Origin of the sequence: Rhizobium sp. PL01 (genome assembly GCF_033447125.1) — a bacterium.
Taxonomy (GTDB): domain Bacteria; phylum Pseudomonadota; class Alphaproteobacteria; order Rhizobiales; family Rhizobiaceae; genus Pararhizobium.
Genome location: NZ_JAWQUM010000002.1, coordinates 134,856 through 157,593, shown reverse-complemented (window position 1 = coordinate 157,593; position 22,738 = coordinate 134,856). Strand labels below are relative to the sequence as shown.

The 22,738-nt window shown below is 60.1% G+C and carries 17 protein-coding genes; 5 read left to right on the top strand and 12 right to left on the bottom strand.

Going from position 1 to position 22,738, the window contains the following annotated elements; genetic code table 11:
* Positions 1-26: 26 nt before the first annotated feature.
* A complete protein-coding gene (locus R6X40_RS05115) occupies positions 27-1,490 on the top strand; it encodes a YcjX family protein (protein ID WP_412178330.1) in 1,464 nt (487 codons plus the stop codon).
* Positions 1,487-2,566, top strand: a complete 1,080-nt coding sequence (locus R6X40_RS05110) for a TIGR01620 family protein (RefSeq protein ID WP_318411577.1) — start codon at positions 1,487-1,489, stop codon at positions 2,564-2,566. The genes R6X40_RS05115 and R6X40_RS05110 overlap by 4 nt, the downstream gene beginning before the upstream one ends.
* On the opposite strand, the gene R6X40_RS05105 is transcribed toward R6X40_RS05110, so the two are convergent.
* Positions 2,563-3,354, bottom strand: coding sequence for a molybdopterin-binding protein (locus tag R6X40_RS05105; protein ID WP_318411575.1), 792 nt, complete (start codon positions 3,352-3,354; stop codon positions 2,563-2,565). The genes R6X40_RS05110 and R6X40_RS05105 overlap by 4 nt on opposite strands.
* Positions 3,351-4,214: a cytochrome b/b6 domain-containing protein gene (locus R6X40_RS05100; RefSeq protein ID WP_318411573.1), complete on the bottom strand. Its 864-nt coding sequence runs from the start codon at positions 4,212-4,214 to the stop codon at positions 3,351-3,353. Before R6X40_RS05100 ends, R6X40_RS05105 begins: the two co-directional genes overlap by 4 nt.
* A gap of 261 nt (positions 4,215-4,475) precedes the next feature.
* On the opposite strand from R6X40_RS05100, the gene R6X40_RS05095 reads away from it, so the two are divergent.
* Positions 4,476-5,024: a hypothetical protein gene (locus R6X40_RS05095; protein ID WP_318411571.1), complete on the top strand. Its 549-nt coding sequence runs from the start codon at positions 4,476-4,478 to the stop codon at positions 5,022-5,024.
* 48 nt (positions 5,025-5,072) lie between these two features.
* Here R6X40_RS05095 and folK read toward each other — a convergent pair whose 3' ends face one another.
* From folK to folP, 3 genes are read right to left on the bottom strand one after another with little or no spacing between them, the layout of a single operon-like run.
* Entirely contained in the window at positions 5,073-5,600 is a 528-nt protein-coding gene (gene folK / locus R6X40_RS05090) for a 2-amino-4-hydroxy-6-hydroxymethyldihydropteridine diphosphokinase (RefSeq protein ID WP_318411569.1), read from the bottom strand.
* 1 nt (position 5,601) lies between these two features.
* Positions 5,602-5,970, bottom strand: a complete 369-nt coding sequence (folB, locus tag R6X40_RS05085; RefSeq protein WP_318411567.1) for a dihydroneopterin aldolase — start codon at positions 5,968-5,970, stop codon at positions 5,602-5,604.
* Complete coding sequence (gene folP, locus R6X40_RS05080; protein ID WP_318411566.1) at positions 5,967-6,848, bottom strand: dihydropteroate synthase; 882 nt, start codon at positions 6,846-6,848, stop codon at positions 5,967-5,969. The genes folB and folP overlap by 4 nt, the downstream gene beginning before the upstream one ends.
* Positions 6,849-7,054: 206 nt before the next feature.
* Between folP and R6X40_RS05075 the strand changes: the two genes are divergently transcribed.
* Positions 7,055-7,678 (top strand): DUF922 domain-containing Zn-dependent protease, encoded by a 624-nt coding sequence (locus R6X40_RS05075; protein WP_318411564.1) that lies wholly within the window; start codon positions 7,055-7,057, stop codon positions 7,676-7,678.
* 426 nt (positions 7,679-8,104) lie between these two features.
* Here the strand turns inward: R6X40_RS05075 and R6X40_RS05070 are convergent, their stop codons facing one another.
* Together R6X40_RS05070 and R6X40_RS05065 are read right to left on the bottom strand one after the other, a co-directional pair.
* The gene (locus R6X40_RS05070; RefSeq protein WP_318411562.1) at positions 8,105-8,425 is read right to left on the bottom strand and encodes a 2Fe-2S iron-sulfur cluster-binding protein; all 321 of its coding nucleotides are present in this window, start codon (positions 8,423-8,425) and stop codon (positions 8,105-8,107) included.
* 235 nt (positions 8,426-8,660) lie between these two features.
* Entirely contained in the window at positions 8,661-9,029 is a 369-nt protein-coding gene (locus R6X40_RS05065; protein ID WP_318411561.1) for an Hpt domain-containing protein, read from the bottom strand.
* Positions 9,030-9,692: 663 nt separating this feature from the next.
* Between R6X40_RS05065 and R6X40_RS05060 the strand changes: the two genes are divergently transcribed.
* On the top strand, positions 9,693-16,400 hold the full coding sequence (locus tag R6X40_RS05060) for a kinesin (RefSeq protein WP_318411559.1): 6,708 nt from the start codon (positions 9,693-9,695) through the stop codon (positions 16,398-16,400).
* A gap of 235 nt (positions 16,401-16,635) precedes the next feature.
* Here R6X40_RS05060 and R6X40_RS05055 read toward each other — a convergent pair whose 3' ends face one another.
* From R6X40_RS05055 to R6X40_RS05035, 5 genes are all read right to left on the bottom strand, one after another.
* Complete coding sequence (locus R6X40_RS05055; RefSeq protein WP_318411557.1) at positions 16,636-17,472, bottom strand: carbon-nitrogen hydrolase family protein; 837 nt, start codon at positions 17,470-17,472, stop codon at positions 16,636-16,638.
* A 118-nt stretch (positions 17,473-17,590) separates the two neighbouring features.
* On the bottom strand, positions 17,591-18,484 hold the full coding sequence (locus R6X40_RS05050; RefSeq protein ID WP_318411555.1) for a cytochrome c1: 894 nt from the start codon (positions 18,482-18,484) through the stop codon (positions 17,591-17,593).
* A gap of 29 nt (positions 18,485-18,513) precedes the next feature.
* A complete protein-coding gene (locus R6X40_RS05045; RefSeq protein ID WP_318411554.1) occupies positions 18,514-19,827 on the bottom strand; it encodes a cytochrome b in 1,314 nt (437 codons plus the stop codon).
* Between the two features lie 14 nt (positions 19,828-19,841).
* Positions 19,842-20,420: a ubiquinol-cytochrome c reductase iron-sulfur subunit gene (petA, locus tag R6X40_RS05040; RefSeq protein ID WP_318411553.1), complete on the bottom strand. Its 579-nt coding sequence runs from the start codon at positions 20,418-20,420 to the stop codon at positions 19,842-19,844.
* A gap of 370 nt (positions 20,421-20,790) precedes the next feature.
* On the bottom strand, positions 20,791-22,659 hold the full coding sequence (locus R6X40_RS05035; protein ID WP_412178329.1) for an ABC transporter ATP-binding protein: 1,869 nt from the start codon (positions 22,657-22,659) through the stop codon (positions 20,791-20,793).
* Between the last annotated feature and the right edge of the window lie 79 nt (positions 22,660-22,738).

Sequence of the window (22,738 nt, the reverse complement as noted above, 5' to 3'; positions counted from 1 at the left end):
TTCGAGGCCAACACTTGCCAGCATTCATGACCCGCTTCACCGATGACGCACGGCTTGCGCTCGACACATTGACCGACCGCGCATCGGGTTTCGTCAACCCGACCTTGCGGCTTGGCGTTACGGGCCTTTCCCGTGCAGGTAAAACCGTGTTCATCTCGTCGCTGGTTCACAATCTCCTGAACGGTGGCCGACTGCCCGTCTTTGAGGCCGTTCGGTCCGGGCGAGTATCGAAAATCCGGCTGGAGCCGCAACCGGATGATGCGGTCCCGCGCTTCCAATACGAAGATCATATCGCAGCGCTTGTGCGCGACCGTCTGTGGCCGGATTCGACACGGGCCATCTCGCAATTGCGCATCACGCTCGACTACGAAAGCGCCAGTGGCTGGAACCGGATGTTTTCGCCCGGCAGACTGTCGATCGACATCGTCGACTATCCGGGTGAATGGCTGCTCGACCTGCCGCTGCTCAATCAGGACTTCCGCACCTTCAGCGAACGGACAACGGACCGCGCAAAAACCGGTATTCGCGCAGAACTGTCGGCCGACTGGTTGTCGCTGGCCTCGTCGCTGGATGTGACTGCGCCCGCCAGTGAGTCAAACGCCAGGGCACTTGCAGAGGTCTTCACCGGCTACCTCCGAGCCTGCAAGTCCGACGAGCGCTCCCTGTCGACGTTGCCGCCCGGCCGGTTCCTCATGCCCGGCGATCTCGAGGGATCACCGGCACTGACCTTCGCGCCGCTGCCGGCCCTGCCCGAAGGCCGTGCACCAAAAGGCTCGCTCTGGGCAATGATGGAACGGCGCTACGAGGCGTACAAGACCCATGTGGTCAAACCGTTCTTCCGAGAACACTTTGCCAGGCTCGACCGACAGATCGTGTTGATAGACGCTCTGCAGGCGATCAACCGCGGGCCGGAATCACTGCTGGATCTGGAGAGCGCGCTGGCCGACGTGCTGGCGAGCTTCCAGCCCGGAACCAATTCCTTCCTGTCGTCCTTTCTCACCAAGCGGATCGACAAGGTGCTGATCGCTGCCACCAAGGCGGACCATCTGCACCACGAGAGCCATGACCGGCTTGAGCGGATTACCGAGCGCCTTGTCCGGCGCGCCGTCGAGCGCATTGGCATGAGTGGCGCTGGCCTTGAGGTCATGGCCATCGCTTCGGTCAGAGCGACCCGCGAGGCGACCGTCGAGCACGACGGCCACACGCTGCCGGTCATCGTCGGAACACCAATTGCAGGCGAGACGATCAACGGCGAGACCTTTGACGGCGAACGAAAAACAGCCATATTTACCGGTGACTTACCGAAGAATCCGGATTCACTTTTTCAAGATCTTGAAACAAAACCGGAAGAAAGCCTTGTGCCCGACCTGAGCTTCGTTCGTTTCCGGCCACCACCGATCGAGGAGACCGGCGGCGGACTGAAACTCTCCGTCCCGCATATCCGGCTCGACCGGGCCATGCAGTTCCTGTTCGGAGACCGTCTCGCATGAGCGACACGCCCAAGACCCCGCAGCGGAAACCCGCCGTGTTCACGATCGATAATGATCCAACTACGCCTGCCGAAAGACCGGCCCCGGCAAAACGTTCACCGGCCAGTTTCGGCGACAACATCGTCATGACCGCCGATGCCGATGATCCGTTTGCGGCAACCACGAGCGCCCTGCCCGACGTGCCTGAAGCCGGGCCACGCAAACGGCGCTTCTCGTTCGCCAAGCTTGCCGCCGGCGCCCTCAGCGTTCTGGTGTCCCTAGCAGTGGGCTTGTGGATCGACAGTCTCGTGCGCGATCTCTTCACGCGGGCAGACTGGCTTGGCTATCTCGCCATCGCTGCCGTCGCGATCGGCCTGGTCGCCTTCCTGGTCATCATCATCAGGGAACTCTCCGGGCTGATGCGGCTGAATGCCGTACAGGCCCTGAAACAGGAGGCGGTCGATGCCAGCCTGTCACCAACGGCAAAGCCGGCACGGCAGGTGATGGCACATCTCGTCCATCTGCTGGCAGCCAAGCCACAGACGGCGCGTGGACGCCTGCGGTTGAAGGAAACTGAAACGGAGATCATCGACGGCCCCCATCTGTTGGACCTGACCGAGCGAGAGCTGCTGACGCCGCTTGATCGCGAAGCTAGGGGCCTCATCCTCAACGCATCCAAACGCGTCTCGATCGTCACCGCCGTCAGCCCGCGCGCGCTCGTTGATCTCGGCTACGTGATTTACGAATCGGCGCGCTTGATCCGGGCAATGGCTGACCTTTATGGCGGCCGGCCGGGAACATTGGGGCTGTTGCGGCTGATGCGCGATGTCATTGCGCATCTGGCGGTCACAGGATCGATTGCAGCTGGCGACAGCCTCATACAACAGGTGCTCGGCCATGGCCTTGCCTCGAAACTGTCGGCGAGGCTGGGCGAAGGCGTCATCAACGGTCTGATGACCGCGCGCATCGGTATCGCCGCGATGGATCTCTGCCGGCCGATGCCGTTCCGGGCGCTGAAGCGCCCCGGTATCGGCGATTTCATCGGTGACCTGACGCCCGGATCATCCAAGGCAAGCACGCCGGAGGGCGACGGCTAAATGCCGCCATACCAGTCGTAGCCGAGATCCTCCCAAAAACCGCCCTTGCCGCTGCCGAACGGCGCCAGCGATGAAACGAGCTCGATGCCCTTGATGTATTTTGCCATCTTGTAGCCGAGCTGCCGTTCGACCCGGACCCTGAGTGGGGCGCCGTTGGCAATCGCCAGCGGCTTGTCGTTATTGCCATAGGCGAGGATCGTCTGCGGATGACGCGCATCGATCAGGTCGATCGATTCGTAATAGGGCACAGCCCCCTGCAGCCCGAGGTTCATGGTATCGTAACAGTGGAAGACAACGTAGCGCGCTTCCGACTTCACCTGAGCTTCGTCGAGAATTTGGCGGAGCGGCACGCCGGTCCATTTGGAGATGCAGCTCCAGCCCTCGACGCAGTCATGGCGGGTGATCTGCGTGCGTGAAGGCATGTTGCGCAACTCGTCCAGACTGAAGCTCACCGGCTTTTCAACCAGCCCGCCCACTGCCAGCCGGTAGCCGGAAAACGCCGTGTCCTTCAGCGCAAGATAGTCGGCATCGGTCGGATCGGTGGAGCCATTCGGCCGCTGGCCCTGGCGGACTTCGCTTGCCGCAAACTCCGGTGCCAGCGTGTCGGCGCCGATCAGAGCGCGGTGAGCGCGGTAGGTCAGCCCGTTTGCCGAAGCCAGAAATTGGCGTACCGGGCTCTCTCCCGACAGGAAACTGTCGAATGCGTCGCAGCCCGAAAGCGGAATGGCGGAGGCTGCAACGCCAGCGATAGTCAGGAATTTTCGGCGGTTGATGATAAATCGGGTCATGCCGAATGCTCCTCGTTCTTTTTCCCATCTGTCCGATACCAGCCGGTGATGATCGACCGCATTTCGTTCAACGGCCCTGCGGCAAGAACCATGAAGATATGGATGACGAAAAAGGCCACCAGTGCCGCCATACAGAGGAAGTGGATGGTCCGCGCCGTCTGCCGGCCGCCGAAAATATCAAGCAGCCAAGGCCAGGCCGAATTCATACCCGGCGACATGGTCAGACCGGTCGCGATGATCAGGGGAAAGATGACGAGCAGCACGCCGGCATAGGCCAGTTTCTGCAGACCGTTGTAACGGCCGTCATGATGGAACCGGAAGCGCAGGTGGTCGGCGAGACTGCGCGGCAAAGCCCTGATATCGGCCATCGAGGGAAGAATATCGCGCTTGAGATGCCCGCTGATCAGGCTGCTGGCGAACCAGACAAGAAAAGCGGCAACGAAGAACCAGGCAAAGAAGAAATGCACGACGCGCCCTGCCGACAGATCCTGATAGGACGGCAACGTCGCCCATGCCGGAAAGCCGCGATAGGACGGATCATCCGTTGGCCCGCTCATTCCAAAGACACCGGTTGTATCGAAACTGCGGCCGAGAACCGTAGTATGACCGCTGACCGTGCCGTCGGCTGCCTGCATCGCGCGCATAGAGAGCACACTGTTTTCGAACTCGAAGCCGGATTGTTTGCCGATATAGAGCTCCGGATGTGCGTTGAAGATTTGCAGCCCGCTCAAAAGCAGGAAGAACAGCGCAATCGCCCATGTCCAATGGGTGATGCGCGTTGCGATGCGGTGCCGGTAGATAACGCGGCTGTCGGTCTTGCTTGATTCTGAGTGCGACTCGATTTCGTCCATTATGGTCATCTCGTGCCTCCCTTATATGCGTAACTACGTAACAAATGGCACGGCAGTTTCAAAAGCACATCCAGTCACCGGCTCACACGTGATGGTGAAGCAGCCGTGAAAACGCTTGTTTTCCAAGGGTTTCAGCAACCAGAAAAATCGCTGGTGAAACATTTCGTGAGTGCTCTTCATCATCGCTCAACACGCCAGGGAAACGCTCCATTAACCATTTAAGTGCAAATGTAGCCTCACATTCCTGACATCGACCATCAAGGATCGTTCATGTTCTCGCGCCCTTCTTTGATCGCTCGCGGCGTTGCCGCAGCCTCACTCGCAGCCCTGACCTGCGCCGCCTCCCCGGCCTTTTCGGGCGATGATAAGGCGTTCTTTGAGCAGGTCGCCGGCCAATGGAAAGGCCCGGGCGAAATTGTCGCCGGCAAGTACAAGGGCACGAAATTCACATGCGACCTGACAGGAGAGCCGTCAGAAGGCGCAGCCGCAGGCATTAAGCTCGACGGTACCTGCCGTGTCGGCGTTTTCAAGCAACCGATGTCGGCTTTGATCACGCAAAAGGGCAAAACTTACACCGGCAAGTTCCTGGACGGCGCCAACGGCAAGGGACTCGATATCGTGTCGGGGAACGTTGCCAGGGACAAGGTCGTGGTCGGCATCAATCGCAAGAAGCTGAACGGCGCCATGATCGCCCGCCTGCAGGATCCGTCTACGCTGAACATCACCATCTCGGTCAAGGTCGAAGACACGATGGTTCCGGTGATCGGCGTCAGCCTCAGCCGTCAGGTCGACAACATGGCTGTCGGCTCGATCGAATAAACTTCCCACAGGATACTTAGAGAGCCGGCTTGTCCGGCTCTTTTGCGTTCAGGATGAAGGCGTTACAGAAATATTCCGCCACCAGTGGCTGCACGTATCGGCAATCTCTATGCCCGTCACATCGGCGTCCTTCAGCCAATCCGCAACGGTGCGGCCGGCAATAGCAAGGTCTGGCGCGAAATCCGCCAGCGGTTTCAGGACAAAACCGCGTTCGGTCATGCGCGGATGCGGTATTTCCAGCGTCTGCGACTGCTGGGCGCGATTATCATAGGTCAGCACATCGATATCGATCGTGCGCGGACCCCAGCGCTCCACCCGCTCGCGTTTCATCTGGAGTTCGATCGACAGGCAGGCGTCGAGCAAGTCGTCCGGAGACAGCGTGGTCCTCACCGCAGCACAGGCATTGAAGAACCAGGCCTGATCGATCTTACCCCACGGCGGCGTGCGGTAAAGTTTTGAAACGTCAGTCACCGCACAATCCGCCCGCGCATCCAGAAGGACGAGCGCGCGCGCCATCAATGCTACCGGATCGCCGATATTGCCGCCGAGGCCAAGTGTCGCCAGATGCCCGTCCATGTCAGGCAAAATGCTCGACCGTCACTTCGACATAATCGAGCACTCCGGGAACCGGTGCATTGGGTTTGCGGATCGATATTTTCGCCCGGCGGATCTGCGGGAAAACCGAACAGAGCGTGGTTGCCACCTCCAGCGCCAGCGCTTCGATCAGATAACGCCGGCGGCCGGTAATGATCTTCTCAATTTCGGTGAAGGCAATGCCGTAATGCACCGTATCATTGATCGAATCATCGACCAGAGCCGTACCCTGGGTGACATCCAGCTCCGCATCGACAAAGAACCGCTGCCCCAGGAATTCCTCCTCGTCGTGAACGCCGTGGCGCGCGAAGAACGCACAGTTCTTCAGGGTGATCGTGTAGATCGCAGTCATGGTCGATTTTCCTTCCCAGGCCGTCCCGGCATATTTCTTTTTGAGGCCAGCATAGCATCCGCCACCAGAAGCGCATCCCTGTTGATTGCGACATCATGTACCCGGAAAACCGCCGCACCCGCCATTCTGAGCAACGCAGTGGTCGCCGCAGTGGCAGCGTCCCTTTCCTGCGCCTCGCGGCCGGTGATGGCCCCAAGAAAGCGTTTTCGTGAAGTACCGGCCAAAAGCGGCAACCCGAACCCGGACAATTCGTCAAACCGGGCCATCAACGCAATATTCTCATCGGTATCCTTGGCAAAGCCGAAGCCCGGATCAAGGACTATCCGCTGACGCTCGACACCAGCCGCAGCGGCAATCTCCAGGGACCGTTCGAGGAATTGATATTGATCGTCCACCACATCGGCGTGTTTTTCACGGTCGCGGCCGGTGTGCATGATGCACAGCCCTGCCCCGGTCGCAGCCGCAACATTGGCCAGATCGGGCTCGCGCTGCAGTCCATGCACGTCGTTGATGATGTGGGCACCCGCCGCGATCGCGAGGCTTGCAGTCCCGGCGCGGTAGGTATCCACAGAAATGATCGCATCGGTGCGGCTGGCAAGCGCCGAGATGACCGGCAGCACACGATCCTGCTCCTCGGCCGCCGTCACCACAGCAGCACCCGGGCGGGTCGATTCACCGCCAATGTCGAGGATTTCCGCGCCGTTTTCGATACAATGCAACGCCTGCGACACCGCCGCTTCGGTGTCGATGTAGCTACCGCCATCGGAAAACGAATCCGGCGTGACGTTGATGATCGCCATCAACCGTCCCTTGGGTCCGAGCGTCAATGTTCGGCCATGTGCTAACGCCCATTCGAAGGCCAGGAAAGGATCGATCATGATGGTTTCATTTCCTTTCTTGCATCTGGCAAGTCACTTGGCGAGCGCTGGACGGCATGCGGGAAGCACACACATTCGGTGGCCACAAATATCGCAAATGCATTGGCTTTTCCGGTTTGCCGGAGGCTGTTGCCCATTTGCTGTTGCGCTCCGGCTGGCTATGCCCCAAGCTCTAGGGAAGTTCAACTGCCGAGACCTGTAAACATATGCCGACTGGCCGCATTTCATTCGCCGCGCTTCTGATAGCAAGCATCCTGGCGAGCCCTTTTTCGACAGCCTATGCCGAAACCGTCGTGAATAAGAGCATCACGTATTTCTCGATCGGCGGCCGGACGGCGGAAGAGCTGGACAAGGCACTGTCGGAAAACGGGCCACTGATGAAAAGCAGCGGCTCGCGCCATCCCGGCGCCACCAAGATCAAGTTCGGCGGTACGGTGACATATGTGAAACACGGCAACCGCTGTGCCGTCGGCAGCGCCAAGGTCACACTCAGCACCCGGCTGATCCTGCCGCGCTGGAAAAACCGCGGCAAGGCGAACCGCGACCTCGCCCTCGTCTGGGATACGCTGTCGAGCGACATCAAGCGCCACGAGGAGCGTCACGCCGAAATTGCGCGCAACCATGCACGCAAGCTGGAAAAGGACTTCCTGTCGCTGAAACCCGAGGCCGATTGCGAGCGTATGCAGGCCCGCGTCGCCCGGCTGAGCGAAACGGCCATCCAGGATCATGATCGCGATCAGGCCCGTTTCGACAGGATGGAAGCCGCCAATTTCGACCGCCGGATGGTCCGGCTGCTGCAGTACCGGCTAGACACGCTGACCAAGAAGTAACCACGGCGCTGCTGCGGAATCAAAGCCCAAACAGTCCAGCGGTGAATCACGTGGCTTGCCTGAAGCTTGCGCGTCAACAGTATCTCATTGGTGATTTCTAGCGATACAACAAGGCCGCAAGATAAGGTACAGTGCAAGCATAGAGTGAAGAACAGGACAACAAACCGGCTTCACTCCCGTCCGGATTACTGCGCGCGCGCCGGTGTCAGCTGCGCCAAACCGGAAGTATTGTTTCGTGCTTGACTGTCTCGTCCCCGATCGATGTTCGACCGGCCAGAGCCACCCTGCAGATTGTGTTCTCCTGGCGTATCCTGATGCAGCAGATGTTCCCTCCCTCATCTGCATGCGATGCGCCCTCCTGGCCCCGCTCGTCGATCGCGACAGGCGGGGCTTTTTTTGGCGATCACAATGGAGTTACCCCTGAACTCAGGCCTGCCTCTCAGGAACATGAACGACCAGCCCGTCAAGGCCGTCGCTCATCTTGATCTGACAGGACAGGCGCGAGGTTGGTTTCACGTCATAAGCGAAATCCAGCATATCCTCTTCCATCGCTTCCGGTGCGCCCACCCTCGCTGACCATTCTTCATCCACATAGACATGACAGGTGGCACAGGCACAGGCGCCGCCGCATTCGGCCTCGACGCCAGGCACCGAATTGCGCACGGCGTTTTCCATGACGGTGGAACCTGCTTGAACTTCAAGATCGTGGCGCGTGCCGTCAAAGGCAATGATACTCAGTTTTGGCATTGTTTCTTCCGGATGCTTGGCATTGTTTCGGCTTACCGCAAGAACAGACACGCCGCCCCGAAACAGAGGCGGCGGCGGAACGCGGCGAATTCATCCGATTTCTTCCAACAAATCCCATCGCCAGTCAACTCGGCCAGTCAACTCGGCCAGTCAATTCGCATGGGTTTTGGCAGGGGCCGGCATTACCATGCCCCTTTGCCGCTCAGGTGTTTTCACCGGAATAGGCCGGTGAAAATTACCGGCATAGTTTCAGGATAAACAGTTCGGCCTCAAGCACGGCCGCGCCAAGTGCTGCAAGATTGGCAGCGTCCAGCGGCGCCGCTTCAACCGCAGCCGCCGTCTCGGCCACGCTGAAAGCGCCAACGGCAAGAGCAGCACCGCGCAGCCTGTGGGCTGTCGCCAACCGGGCGTCGGCGCTCTCGGATGAAAGCTCCTTCATCAATTGCCGGGTCTGGCGCGCAAACATTTGCAGCACTTCGATTTCGAGAAGCTTGTCACCCATGGTCTGCGCCGCCAGATGCACGAGATCGATGGGCCTCGACGCGGAAGGGCAAGCGCCCCCGAAATTGTCGGGTGCTTCGAATGCGATCTTGAGAGCCGCCATGTGCCAATGTCCTTGTTGTGTTTTTTTCTGACGCACCGGCTCGCAACCGGTCGTCCCGTTTTTACCCGGTTCGCGCTGCCATGACGCACCCGGATTGCCCGGATTTGTCTGGAAGTGCCTGACCCGTCTACTTATTATTTGGCTTCAAGATGGCGCGAACCGTATGATCCAGTACCCTTGAAAGCCGCTATTTCCATCGTCTCTGGGGCTGATTAAGCCGGAGCGGCGCTGCTATCTGATTAAAACACGGCACAATGAGGGCAGCTTTCGCTTGGCATGGTTAACGGCCATTAAACCGCCCGATTACAAGGGTTTTTGGCCAAAACACATCCAATTCTCATTAAGAACTTGTTAGGATTTTAACGAATGCCGGAGGGGCTTAATTGTAAGAAACCGGTGAATGTGTCACTACGGTACGTTGAGGGATATGTTTACGTCTTCGGGTGTAAACGGTCCTGACGGAAAACTGTATTGAATGAAGCACCTACGGGTCTCAATGCGTTATCCGTCGGTGCGTGGTTGAAATGGGTGCATGTCAGGGTTCTGCGTAAATGTAATGCGCGTATCCTCATGTCACCGTCCGAGTTTCGGAGGTGTTCCCAATGCAGGCGGTGTTGCGGCGGATCCTTCCGAAAGGACAGTTTGGTAACGAGGCGTATCCGCATGGCGACAAATAAAAGCAATGAGTCGATCGACGACAAGGCATTTCAGGCGTTGGAAGACGCTCTGAAAATCGATTTTGACGAGCTTAAGTCTGCCCTCAACGACAAGACGTCCCTGGATCACCCGGAGGAAAAAATGTCTGAAGCGGCCAAACAGGCTCCCGTGCCCAACCAGGCGAAGAACCAGAAGGCACAGCAGGAACAGGCCGCCAAGGCCGCCCGCGCCGCTGAAACCCAAAGAAGTCTGTCTCCAGAGCCCGCCCCAAAGGCCCCCTCGTTTGCCCCGGCAAACGACGATGGCCGCAAGACGCCTGCCGCCATCCTGCGATCGCTGGATGTGCGCTCCAGCCGTTCGGCAATGCGCATTGCCGCAGCCGTTTCGGCTCTGTGGGTCATCGGCGGCCTCGGTGTCGCCAATCTGCTCTATGGGCCTGAGATTTGGCAAATCCGCTCGCTGGCCGACCTGTCGGCCATGCCGGGCGCCATTGGCGTGGCGATCTTCATCATCCTGCCGGTGATGTTGTTCTTCTCCTTTGCCATCATGATTTCACGCGCGCAGGAATTGCGCAGCGCCGCCCGCTCCATGGCCGAAGTCGCCTTGCGTCTTGCCGAGCCGGAAACCGCCGCCTCCGAGCGCATCATGACGGTCGGCCAGGCCGTTCGCCGCGAAGTGTCGGCGATGAACGAAGGTATCGAGCGGACGATCGCGCGTGCCACCGAACTCGAAACGCTGGTTCATTCCGAAGTCAACGCGCTTGAGCGCAGCTATAGCGACAACGAACTGCGTGTGCGCACTCTGGTTCAGGAACTGGGTCTCGAGCGCGAATCCATCGTTGGCCATGCCGAACGCATCCGTTCGTCAATCTCTGGCGCCCATACCCAGCTCAAGGACGAGCTGGCGATTGCCGGCGACGATATTTCCAACCGCATCGCCACATCCGGCGAAGCATTTGCCTCGATGATCGAGACCCGCGCCGCTGCCCTGATGGAGCGCTCCAACAGCGCCACCCAGACGATCGGCGCCATGCTGTCGACCCGTACCGACGCCTTGGTCTCGGGCCTGACGACCGCCGGCGTTTCGCTCAGCAACGAATTCGATACCCGCCTGGACAATCTGAGCCAGACGCTGGCCAAGCGCGGCCAGCAGTTGCTCGGCCAGTTCGAGACCCGCGCTTCCTCTCTCGATGCCAATACCGAAAAGCTGAACGCAGCACTCAACGAACGCGCCCGCCAGCTCAACGAGACGCTGATTGCCCGCACGCGCGATCTCAACGAGAGCCTGAACATTGGCCAGCAGGCCATCACAGGCGGCCTCGACGACATCCTCAACACGCTGAATGCGACGCTCGACGAAAAGGGCGCGAACTTCCGCCAGAGCCTGAAGTCCAGTGCCGATGACATGATCATGGACATCGATCTGCGCACCGGCTTCTTCGACGAAAAGCTGCAGACGACCGTCGGCCATTTGGCAACGGCCTTTGATAGCCGCTTCCACGAATTTGCCTCGGCCTTCGACAGGCGCGCCGGTATGCTCGATTCCAAGCTGATGGAAAGTCTCGCCCGCATCAACCAGTCGGTGACCGGCGGCGCAGACTCCATTGGCGGTATCCTGGACGGCGGTATCGAGCGCTTCGAGTCTGCGCTGTCGGACCAGTCGCTGACATTGGCGACGACGCTCGGCACCACGCAGGACTTTATCGAGCAGACCATCACCGACAAGACAGCCGAACTCAGCGAAGCCATCGGCAACGCCCATGTCCGTATCGACGGCGTTTTGACGGAACGCTCCAGCACCCTGATGGGCGCGCTGACAGCGGCACAGGACCAGCTCGAAACCGGCTTTGGCCAACGCGCAATTTCGCTCGAGGCAGCCCTCACCGAAAGCCAGCAGCGGCTTGCCGACACGCTCGATGCCCGCACCAGCGCCATTGCCGCAAGCAACCAGCAGCTTGCGCAAAACCTGGATACGCACACAACCGGCTTTATCGACGGTCTGCAGGCGATCCACGGCCGTATCGAGGAAACCCTCACCAACCGCGCCGACGAGATCACCACGTCGATCGCAGCCAGTCAGCTGCGCCTCGACAACACGCTGTCGGAACGCACCGTCGAACTCTCCGGCCTGCTGGCAGCAAGCTCGGAATCCATCGACAGCGCCTTTGAAGGCACGGCGGAACGGATCGATACCATCCTGTCGCAGCGCACCGGCGCACTCGCCAACGTGCTGTCCTCATCGACGGCAGCGATCGACGGTGCATTTGATGGCACTGCAGAGCGCATCGACACCATCCTGTCGCAGCGTACCAGCGCCCTTGCCAGTGTTCTGTCCACATCGACGGCCGCAATCGACGGTGCATTCGACGGTACCGCAGAGCGGCTCGACACCATCTTGTCGCAACGCACAGGAGCGCTCGCAAACGTTCTGTCTACATCGACTGCAGCGATCGATGGTGCATTCGATGGCACAGCAGAGCGGCTCGACACCATCCTGTCGCAGCGTACAGACGCGCTCGCAAACGTTCTAAATGCATCGACGACCGCGATCGACGGCGCATTCGATGGCACCGCAGAGCGGCTCGACACCATTCTGTCACACCGCACTGGCGCGCTTGCAAACGTACTGACCTCCTCGGCTGGAGCAATCGAACAGGCCATCGGCGGTACCACCGAGCGCCTGGATAGCGTCATGACCGAACGCAGTCGTGCGCTCGGCGACACACTCACGGCCCAGACCGCGACGCTCGACACACTTCTCTCCGAACGTTCCGCCGAAATCTCGGGCACGATGGTTGCGCGCGCCAACGAAATGACGGAGACGCTGAGCAGCCGCACCGAAGAAATTGCCGACAGCCTGTCCTACCGCGCCAGCGCGATTGCCGAAACCATGGCCGACCGGGTTGGCGACATCGAACAGCAGCTTTCCGGCCGCGTCGCCGCGATCGCCGACAATCTCTCAGGGCGCGTCAGCGATATCGCCGGTACGATGACCAGCACCTCGGCGGAGATTGCCAGTGCCCTTTCCGGTCACGCATCCGATCTGGCCCTAGCCATGACTGGCCGGGCCTCCGATATCGAGCAGACATTGTCCGGCCGTGCCGATCAGCTGGCGACCTCGCTTGCATCCACGCATGACCAGATCCGGGCAACGCTCGACGATCGGATCAACGCGATCAATGTCGCTGTGGCTCACGGAACCGACCAGTTGTCCGACGTTCTGGCCGAACAGTCGATGTCGATTGCCACGACGCTTGCCACCAGCGCCAGCATGTTGGAAATGTCACTGGACGAACGCCAGGCGGAACTCGGAAGCACCATCGACAAGAGCGCGCTCGCTCTTGAGCAGCGCATGCTTGCCAGCACCAGCCACGTCGCCACCCAGCTTGGCGAAACTGCCGATCAGATCAGCCGCGCAGCCGACACTCTGACACACCGGATGGACACATCGCTGTCCAACATCAACAGCAGCGTCGACGAGACCGGCGCGCGCATCGAAAGCAGCCTTGGGGTTCTGGAAGGCCGCATCCGCGAAAGCGTTGGCGGCGTCAGCGAATTCGTTGACAATGCCGGCCAGCGGATTGCCGATACCCTGTCTGCCAAGGTGTCCGAACTGGACGAAGTCAGCGACCGCGCAGCCGCGCGCATTGCCAGCAGCCTTAATGGCCGCACCGACGAAATCGACCGGATCGGCAGCGTTGCCGCAGCACGGATTGCCGAAACACTATCGACCCATACGGCTGAATTCGATCAGATCAGCACGGCCGCTGCCGCCATGATTACCGACAGCCTGGCTGGCCGGACGGAAGAGATCGACCGCGTCGGCAATGAAGCTGCCGCACGCATCGCGTCGACCCTGTCGGGCCACACGGCAGAACTCGACCGCGTCAGCACCTTAGCCGCCGACCGGATTGCCGTTAGCCTGGCTGGCCGCACCGACGAGATCGACCGGATCAGTGGCGAAGCCGCAAACCGGATCACCGAGACGCTCACCACCCACACCGCCGAACTCGACCGCGTCACCGCCGCTGCCGCCACTCGGATCGAGGCCAGTATCGAAGGCGGCACAGGCCGGATTGAAGAACGCCTCGGCACGATGGACCGCGCCCTTTCGATCGGCCTCGACAATGTCAGCCGGACCATCGAGGGCAAGGCCGCCGGCCTCGTCACCAACCTGCGCGGTGCTGTCGGCGAAGCAGCCCAGGGCATTGATGCGGAAGCACTGCGCTCTGCCGAACTGCTGGCCAAGGCCGGCGATGATTTCGCCCAAGCGATGGCTGCACGCCAGGCCGACTTCCAGTCGGCCGTGGAACAGACGGCAGCGACTGCAGCCATGCGCAGCGCAGAACTGGCCCGTTCCGTCGGCGAAGCATCCGATGGCGCAGCCGCCCGGATTGCGCAGACACAGTCGCGTGTTGCCGAACAGGCATCGTCGCTCAGCCAGAGCCTCACCGAGGTCGAGAAGGCCCTGGAGGCCCGTGGCAACACGATCCGCACGACCCTCGACGACAGCACGCGCGAACTCAACTCGATGCTGGCCGGCCGCTCGGCCGAACTGTCACGCATCATCGACGAGCAGGCTCGCCCGATCATCGATCAGTATGCCGCAACCGGTAAGGAAGCTGCCGACCGCATCAGCGAAGTCGCCCGCGAAAGCGCCGACCGCCTGCGCGCCGAGAATGCCAACCTGCTCGACAGCCTGAGCGCACGTACCGGCGAAACGCTGAACGCGATTTCGAGCCGTGCCGAAGAAACGGCCAAGGCCATGAAGATGGTCGAGAACCGTCTGCAGTCGACGGCCATGGGCCTCATCGACCAATTGTCGGCAAGCAACAGCTCGATCGCCGGCGTCATCGAACAGGCCAGCGCCAATCTCGGCGCCATGGACGAGCAGCTGGAATCGACAACTGCACGGTTCTCCGAATCCGCCACGCGTGCCTCCGACATGCTGTCCACCTCGACCCGCCTTCTCGAAGGCAAGGTCGACAAGTTGGCCGACATCTCCGGCTCGACCCTGTCGCAGATCGGCGGCATCGTCGGACGCTTCGAAGACCATTCCAAGGTTCTCGGCCAGGCCTCCGATCTCCTCGCCGCCGCCCAGTCCAATCTGGTCAGTACGCTCGAAGAGCGCCAGGACGCCCTGCGCACACTCTCCATCGGTCTCGTCAGCCGCTCGGAAGAGATTGAAAAGACCATGCATGCGCTCGAAGGCTTCGTTGACGGCGCCTTCCAGCGAGCAGAAGACCGTTCGGCTCAGGTCGCAGGCAATCTGCGCTCCGGTATCCAGGCGTCGTTCAGCGATGTCGGCCGTATTCTGAGCGAAGCGGAACAGCGCGCGGCATCGGCGGCCGAGGCTATGCGCAATGCCGTCGTCAAGGCCGGCGACGAAGCCAGCATGTCGGTTGAATCGGTATTCGTGCGGGCAGAGGAACGCTCCAACGAGATCGCCAGTAACCTGCGTGCCGGTGTCCAGTCATCCTTCGCCAATGTCAGCAAGACCCTGTCGGAAGCCGAAGCCCGCGCCGCATCGGCCAGCGAAGCCATGCGCGCCGCTGTCACCAAGGCCGGTGAGGACGCCAGCCTCTCCGTCGAGGGTGCCTTCGTTCGCGCCGAGGAACGCTCGAAGGAAGTTGCTTCACGCCTGCGTGGCAGCGTTGGCGCCTCGCTTTCGGACATCGATCGCCTGATGACCGAAACCAGCAAGAAATCCGATGGTGCCGCCGAACATATGGGCTCGGCCATCCGCCAGGCCGTCGAAGACGCTGTCAGCCGCTTCAGCGGTGCCACCGACGAAATCCGGCGCTCAGCCCACGAGATCCGCAAGGAACTCGACATGACCCGCGAGGAACTGAAGCGCGGTGCCTTCGACCTGCCGGAAGAAGCCAAGGAAAACGCCTCGGTGATGCGCCGTGCGGTCGCCGAGCAGATCAAGGCGCTGCAGGAGCTGTCCGACATCATCGGCAAGTCTTCCGGCCAGCTCGAGATCGCCCAGCCGATCACCCGCCAGCAGACCGCAGCACAGCAAGCTGTGCAGCAGGCCGTGGCACCCGCCCCGGTCCGCGCTGTCACACAGCAGCAGCCAGCCGTCGAGCAACGCCGCCCTGAGCCAGCCCTTCGCGGTAGCCTCGGCATCGAGCAGCCGCGTCCCATCGCCCAGCAGCCAGCCGTCCAGCAGCCAGTTGCCCGCCAGCCGGAACCACAGGCAGCAACCCGCCAGCGGACCGAAGAAGGCAGCGGCTGGATGCGCGACCTGTTGCGTGGCGCATCGCGCGATGAAGAGCCAGCTGCAGTCGCAGCACCGGTTCAACAGCGTCCCGCCGAAGCACAGCCCGCTGCAGCAACCCGCTCCGGCGATACGCGTAACCCGCGCCACGTGATGGAATCGCTGAACTCCCTGTCGGTCGATATCGCCCGCGCCATCGACCATGATGCCTCGGTAGACCTCTGGCGCCGTTACCAGCGCGGCGAGCGCGACGTGTTCACACGCCGCCTTTACACGCTGAAGGGCCAGCAGACCTTTGACGAGATCAAACGCAAGTACGATCGCGAACCGGAATTCCGCACCGCAGTCGATCGCTACATCGCCGACTTTGAAAAGCTGCTCGGCGACGTCGCCCGCAACGATCGCGACAAGGTAATGACCCAGACCTACCTGACGTCGGATACCGGCAAGGTCTATACGATGCTCGCGCACGCGGCTGGACGGTTCAGCTGAAAGAGTTGACCATTATCTGAGATATCAGGGCCCTGGAGGAAACTCCGGGGCCTTCTTTTTAGCGACCATTGGGGATCATCGAATTTCACGGCACACGAATGAGGCGATTTAAACCAATAAACAAATCATCGACCGGCGATGACGGAACGAGCGTCCTTCGTCCATACCTTTGTCCTGGCCATCTATCCGACGAGAAGAAATCTGCGGTGTTGAACGGGATCGACGGGCGTTCGCGTCAATATTCATCTCTGTTGTGACTGCGCGGATCATCAACCAGCTTCTCGCGGTAGATATCCCCTTGCCGCGCCTTCGCACGCCAAGGACGGGCCTTTTGAAGCGCGATTTCGTAGGCAGGGTCGCTCCGATCCAGTGAAGCCACAGCCAGATCAGGCTTGGGCTTCTGGGCACATTGCACCATCCACTCGCCATCCGGGCCGATGATGCCGGAGGGACCTTTGCCGGCTTTCTGTGCCGGGGTCGCCGCACCGATCCAGAGGCAGTTCAGTTCAGCGTGGGCGCGCAACGCGATCTGAAAATAGGAGGGCAATCCATAGGATGAGAAAATCACGCCATCGACGCCCATCCGCTCATAATCGCTGAACACCTCGGGAAATTGCGATTCGATGCAGATTGCACATCCAAGACGGAAACCATCCACCTCCACGATAATGGGTGCAGTTCCCGGCGTGTACCAGCCGTCCAGTTCGCTATTGGACAGAAATCTCTTGTCATAGCGGCTCAACAAGGATCCGGAATCGGAGAGGATATAGAGGCAGTTGTGCGGTGAATGGCCGGCCGGGAGACGGTGTGCTCCACCGACCGCGGCGAAAATGCGAAGGTCGCCGCAAAGGACTGCAATGGCGCGAAGCTCGGCCTCTTGTGCTGCCCAATCAAAATGCGGCCATTCGGCCGGGCTATCCATCTGGAATTTCGAATAACCAGAGAGAGCACCTTCGCAAAAGCCGACGAGCCTTGCCCCTTGCGCCGCCGCCTTGGCGATCATGGCGCGTATAGCTGCCCCGTTGGTGGAAATATCGGTCGAGATAACAGTCTGCGCCATCGCCAGCTTCATCAGCACCTCCCCGTGTCCGAATCAAATCATCTCGCCGATGAGCAGTACTGACAATGAGCAGGTACAAAAAAGGCGGCCACATGGGCCGCCTCTTGTCGTCTGAAAGATTGAGAAGTTCTCAATGTTCCTTGTTGGCGTAAACGGACTTCTTCGTCAGGTAGATCAGGCCGGTGAAGATCAGCAGGAAGATCATGACCATGAAGCCGGTGCGCTTGCGCGCTTCCAGATGCGGCTCGGCAGCCCACATCAGGAACGCAGAGATATCGTGCGAATACTGCTCGACCGTCTGCGGCGAACCATCGTCATAGGTAACCTGATCGTCGGAGATCGGCTTGGCCATGGCGAGCGCCGCAGCATTGGCGAAGTACGGGTTGTAGTGCGTACCTTCCGAGATCTCGACGCCTTTCGGCGGCTCCTGGTAGCCGGTCAGCAGCGCGTGGATATAATCCGGGCCACCTTCCTGATACTGGGTGAACATGTCGAAGATGAACGTCGGGAAGCCCCGCTCGATACCGCGCGCCTTGGCGATCAGCGAGAAGTCCGGCGGTGCCGCACCATTGTTGGCGGCAGCAGCAGCCTCGGCATTCGGGAACGGCGACGGGAAATGATCCGAAGGCACGGCCTTGCGGGTGTACATTTCGCCTTCGGCGTTCGGGCCGTCCTGAACTTCGTAGTTGGCCGCAAAGGTCTTCACCTGCGCCGGTGAGTAGCCGAGGCCTTCCAGCGTGCGGAAGGACACAAGGTTCATCGAGTGGCAGGCGGAACAGACTTCGGTGTAGACCTTCAGGCCGCGCTGCAGCTGACCCTTGTCATAGTGGCCGAACGGTCCGGCAAAAGACCATTTTTCCTGTGCCGGCTTGTGGATCGGGAAGTGGGGCGTACCGCCGCCATGCTCTTCCTCAGCGGCAGCACCGGCAGGCTTGGCTTCGCCAGTCTCAGCGGCGAAAACGATGCCTGCACCAAGTGCAGCGACGACTGCGAGCGAAAGAATGCCTGTAACAAGCTTTTTCATTGTTTTGGGTTCCTTGATCTTCGCAGACATCACGCAGCAACCGGCTTTTTCGCAGCCCGTTTTTCCAGAACCGCCTCGGTAATGGAATTCGGGATACGCTTCGGCGTCTCGACCAGACCGAGGATCGGCATGATGACGAGGAAGAAACCGAAGTAATAGAGCGTGCCGAGCTGGGAATAGCCGACGTAGTTACCCTTCAGGTCGCCGGAGAAAATCAGTCCCAGCAAACCGGTGCCTTCGGCAGGGCGCGAGCCCAGCCAGCCGAGCAGGATGGCGTTGACCACGAAGAGCCAGAAGAACAGCTTGTACCAGGGACGATAGACAGCCGAGCGAACCTTCGACGTATCGAGCCAGGGCAGGAAGAACAGCACGATGATCGCACCGAACATCACCAGAACGCCGCCGAGCTTGGAGTCGATCGGGCCGACATTGAAGGTGATGGCACGCAGCATCGCGTAGAACGGCAGGTAGTACCATTCAGGAACGATATGAGCCGGTGTCTTCAGAGCATTGGCCGGAATGTAGTTGTCGGGATGGCCGAGGAAGTTCGGCATGTAGAAGACGAACCATGCGTAGAACAGCAGGAAGACCGATACGCCGAGCGCGTCCTTGAGGGTCGCGTAAGGTGTGAAAGGAACGGTATCCGTCTTGGTCTTGACTTCGACGCCCGTCGGGTTGGTCTGGCCAACAACATGCAGCGCCCAGATATGCAGGACAACAACGCCGGCGATCATGAAGGGCAGCAGGTAATGCAGCGCAAAGAATCGGTTGAGCGTCGGATTATCGACGGCAAAACCACCGAGCAGGAACTGCTGGATCCACTCGCCAACCACGGGGAAGGCGGTAAAGAAGCCAGTGATAACCGTGGCGCCCCAGAAGGACATCTGACCCCAGGGCAGAACATAGCCCATGAAGCCGGCAGCCATCATCAGAAGGTATATGACAACGCCGAGGATCCAGAGGATTTCGCGCGGTGCCTTGTACGAGCCGTAGTAGAGACCGCGGCCGATATGCAGGTAGACGGCGATGAAGAAGAACGACGCGCCGTTGGAATGCATGTAACGCAGCAGCCAGCCCTGGTTGACGTCACGCATGATCTTTTCGACGGAATTGAAGGCCACCGTCGTTTCGGCGGCATAATGCATGGCCAGAACGACGCCGGTCAGGATCTGGATGATCAGCATGACCGAAAGCATGGCGCCGAATGTGTAGGCGTAGTTTAGATTGCGCGGAACCGGATAGGAAACGAAGCTGTCATGCACGAGCCGCGGCAGCGGCAGGCGCGAATCCACCCATTTCTCGATACCGGACGTCGGCGTATAGGTTGAATGATCACCACTCATAATCAGTATTCCCCTCAACCGATCTTGATGACTGTGTCGGTAGCGAACGCAAAAGTCGGTACGGCGAGGTTCTGTGGTGCCGGGCCCTTACGAATACGGCCAGCCGTATCGTAGTGAGAGCCGTGGCACGGACAGAACCAGCCGCCAAAATCGCCAGCCTGGCCGAGCGGAACGCAACCGAGGTGCGTGCAGGAGCCAATCATGACGATCCAGTTTTCTTTTTCCTTGCCGGCGGAGCGATCAACGTCTGTCGCAGTCGCATCGGCAGGAAGGTTGGCGTTACGCGCAACCGGGTCTTTCAGGTCGGCCAGCGCAACAGCGTTGGCTTCCTCGACTTCCTTGTCGGTACGGTTGCGGATGAACACCGGCTTGCCGCGCCATTTCACTGTCAGGGACATGCCCGGCTGCAGGCTCGCAACATCGACTTCGATCGAAGCCAGCGCCAGCGTTGAAGCGTCCGGCCGCATCTGGTCGATGAACGGCCATGCCACGGCAGCTGCCCCGACTGCGCCTGCCATCCCGGTCGTCAAATACAGGAAATCGCGGCGAGTGGGCTCGCCCGAGGTTTCGCTTGATATCTCGTGTTCGCTCACGGCTAAACCATCCTCTCACGCAATGTTTTGCGGAAACCGCACTGTCCCCGGCGTCGATCCGCGCCCCGTGCTGACACTTGAGCGAAAGAACAGCGCCAAATCAATAAGCCTCTATGCACGATTCGAAGAAAACTTTCGCCTTCCCGCATCACACATTAAAACCGGGCGAACCCCACGCGTCTCACAAACGGCAGATTCCCCGGCATTCCGGCGCGTTCTATGCTTGATCGTTGGGGATGTCTAGCCTTGAGCACAAGAGGTGAGCCACATTGTCGCGGGAAAACCGAAGTCAATGTTCGCAAACCGAATTTCGCCGTCCGGCATCGTTAAAACGGAGCTTTTCCGCGCCGGTCACAGGCTGCTTGCTGCACTATTCGGCCGCAGCCTCTCGCGCGAGAAAACCGCCGGACTGGCGCAGCCAGAGATCGGCATAGAGACCACCGGCTGATATCAGCTGGTCATGGGTTCCATCTTCGACAATACGTCCCTGATCCATGACGATCAGACGGTCAAGCGCTGCGATGGTGGAGAGCCGATGGGCGATGGCAAGCACCGTCTTTCCATGCATCAGTCTGTCGAGATTGGACTGGATGGCGGCCTCAACTTCCGAATCAAGTGCCGAGGTCGCCTCGTCGAGCACGAGGATCGGGGCATCCTTCAGCATCACCCGCGCGATCGCCACCCGCTGGCGTTGTCCGCCCGACAATTTAACGCCGCGTTCGCCCACATGGGCGTCAAATCCCTTGCGGCCCCGCTGGTCCTGCAGGTTCTCGATGAAATCCAGCGCCTCGGCCTTTTCAGCCGCCTCACGCAGGCCGTCTTCATCCGCATCCGGCCGGCCAAACAGGATGTTGTCGCGGATCGACCTGTGCAGCAGCGATGTATCCTGGCTGACGACACCGATCTGCATGCGCAGCGATTCCTGGCGGACCGTCGAAATATCCTGCCCGTCGATCAGAATGCGGCCGGATTCCAGATCGTAAAAGCGCAGCAGCAGATTGACGAGCGTCGTCTTGCCCGCCCCGGACCGGCCGACGATGCCGATTTTCTCACCCGGCTTGACGATCAGAGACAGATTATCGATGACGCCCTGCCCCTTGCCATAATGGAAGTGGATATTTTCAAAGCGGATCGCCGGGCTGTTGACGACGAGGCTAGGCGCATTCGGCTGGTCGACCAGCTGCACCGGCTGCGAGATCATCTCGGCGGCATTCTGGATCGTACCGATATTGCGCATGATGCCGTTGAATTGCACCATCATCCGGCTGAGCAGAAAATTCAGCCGCAGGATCAACGCCATCGTAAACGCAACCGCACCGGAGCTGATCGCCCCCGAAAGCCAGAGATTGACGCTGAGCCCTGCCATGGTGACGATCATGATCCCCGACAGAAACGCCATCGACGCACGCACGCCGGTGATGAACCGGGTGAAGCGGATGATGCTGTCCTGGAAGATATCGAAACCCTGCCGCATATAGCGGTCGTTTTCCTCATCGCGGGCAAACAGCTTGAGTGTCTGCATATTGCTGTAGGCATCGACCATGCGGCCGCTCAGCATCGACGAGGCTTCCGCCGTTTCCCTTGAATGCTTGCGTATCCGCGGGACGAAATAGCGCGCCAGGAAGGCAAAGCCGATCAGCCAGAGAAGAACGACGACGGCCAGAGACAGATCGAGCTGGCCGACCAGCACCAGCGTCGAGACCGAATAGATGCCGACGAACCAGACACTTTCCATCAGCGACGTGACGACATCGCCAACCGCCTGCCCGCCCGACCAGACCTTGGTGACGATGCGGCCAGAAAAGTCATTTTGGAAGAAGGACAGCGATTGCCGCGAGACGTGCAGATAGGATTGCCAGCGGACCAGATTGTAAAAGCCCGGCGTGATCACCTGCTGATCGACCAGCGACATCACCAGCGACACGATGAAGCGGACGATGCCGATCAAAACGAGCATGCCGAACAGTTCGGCGCCGTGGGCCGCCAAAAGCCCACTCCAGCCATCGCTTGGCTTGATGGTGGCAAGAATATCGACAACGCGGCCGACGAACCAGAACAACGTCGCCTCGATCGCCGCCGTCAAGCCACCGAGAACGAGCATGGCGATGAACGGCGCCTTGGCCTGCCTGATGTAAAACCAGACGTATGGGACGAGCCGTTCAGGCGGCTGCAGCCCGTCGCCAACAGCGAAAGGCTGTATCCAGTTTTCGAAATAGGCAAACATGGCGCGCAAGAACATATGTCCGATATAGGCGGATTCGCGCTCGGGACAATCGGCAATCGCCCGCGAATGCCGATGATTTCGATTACAATTCCGT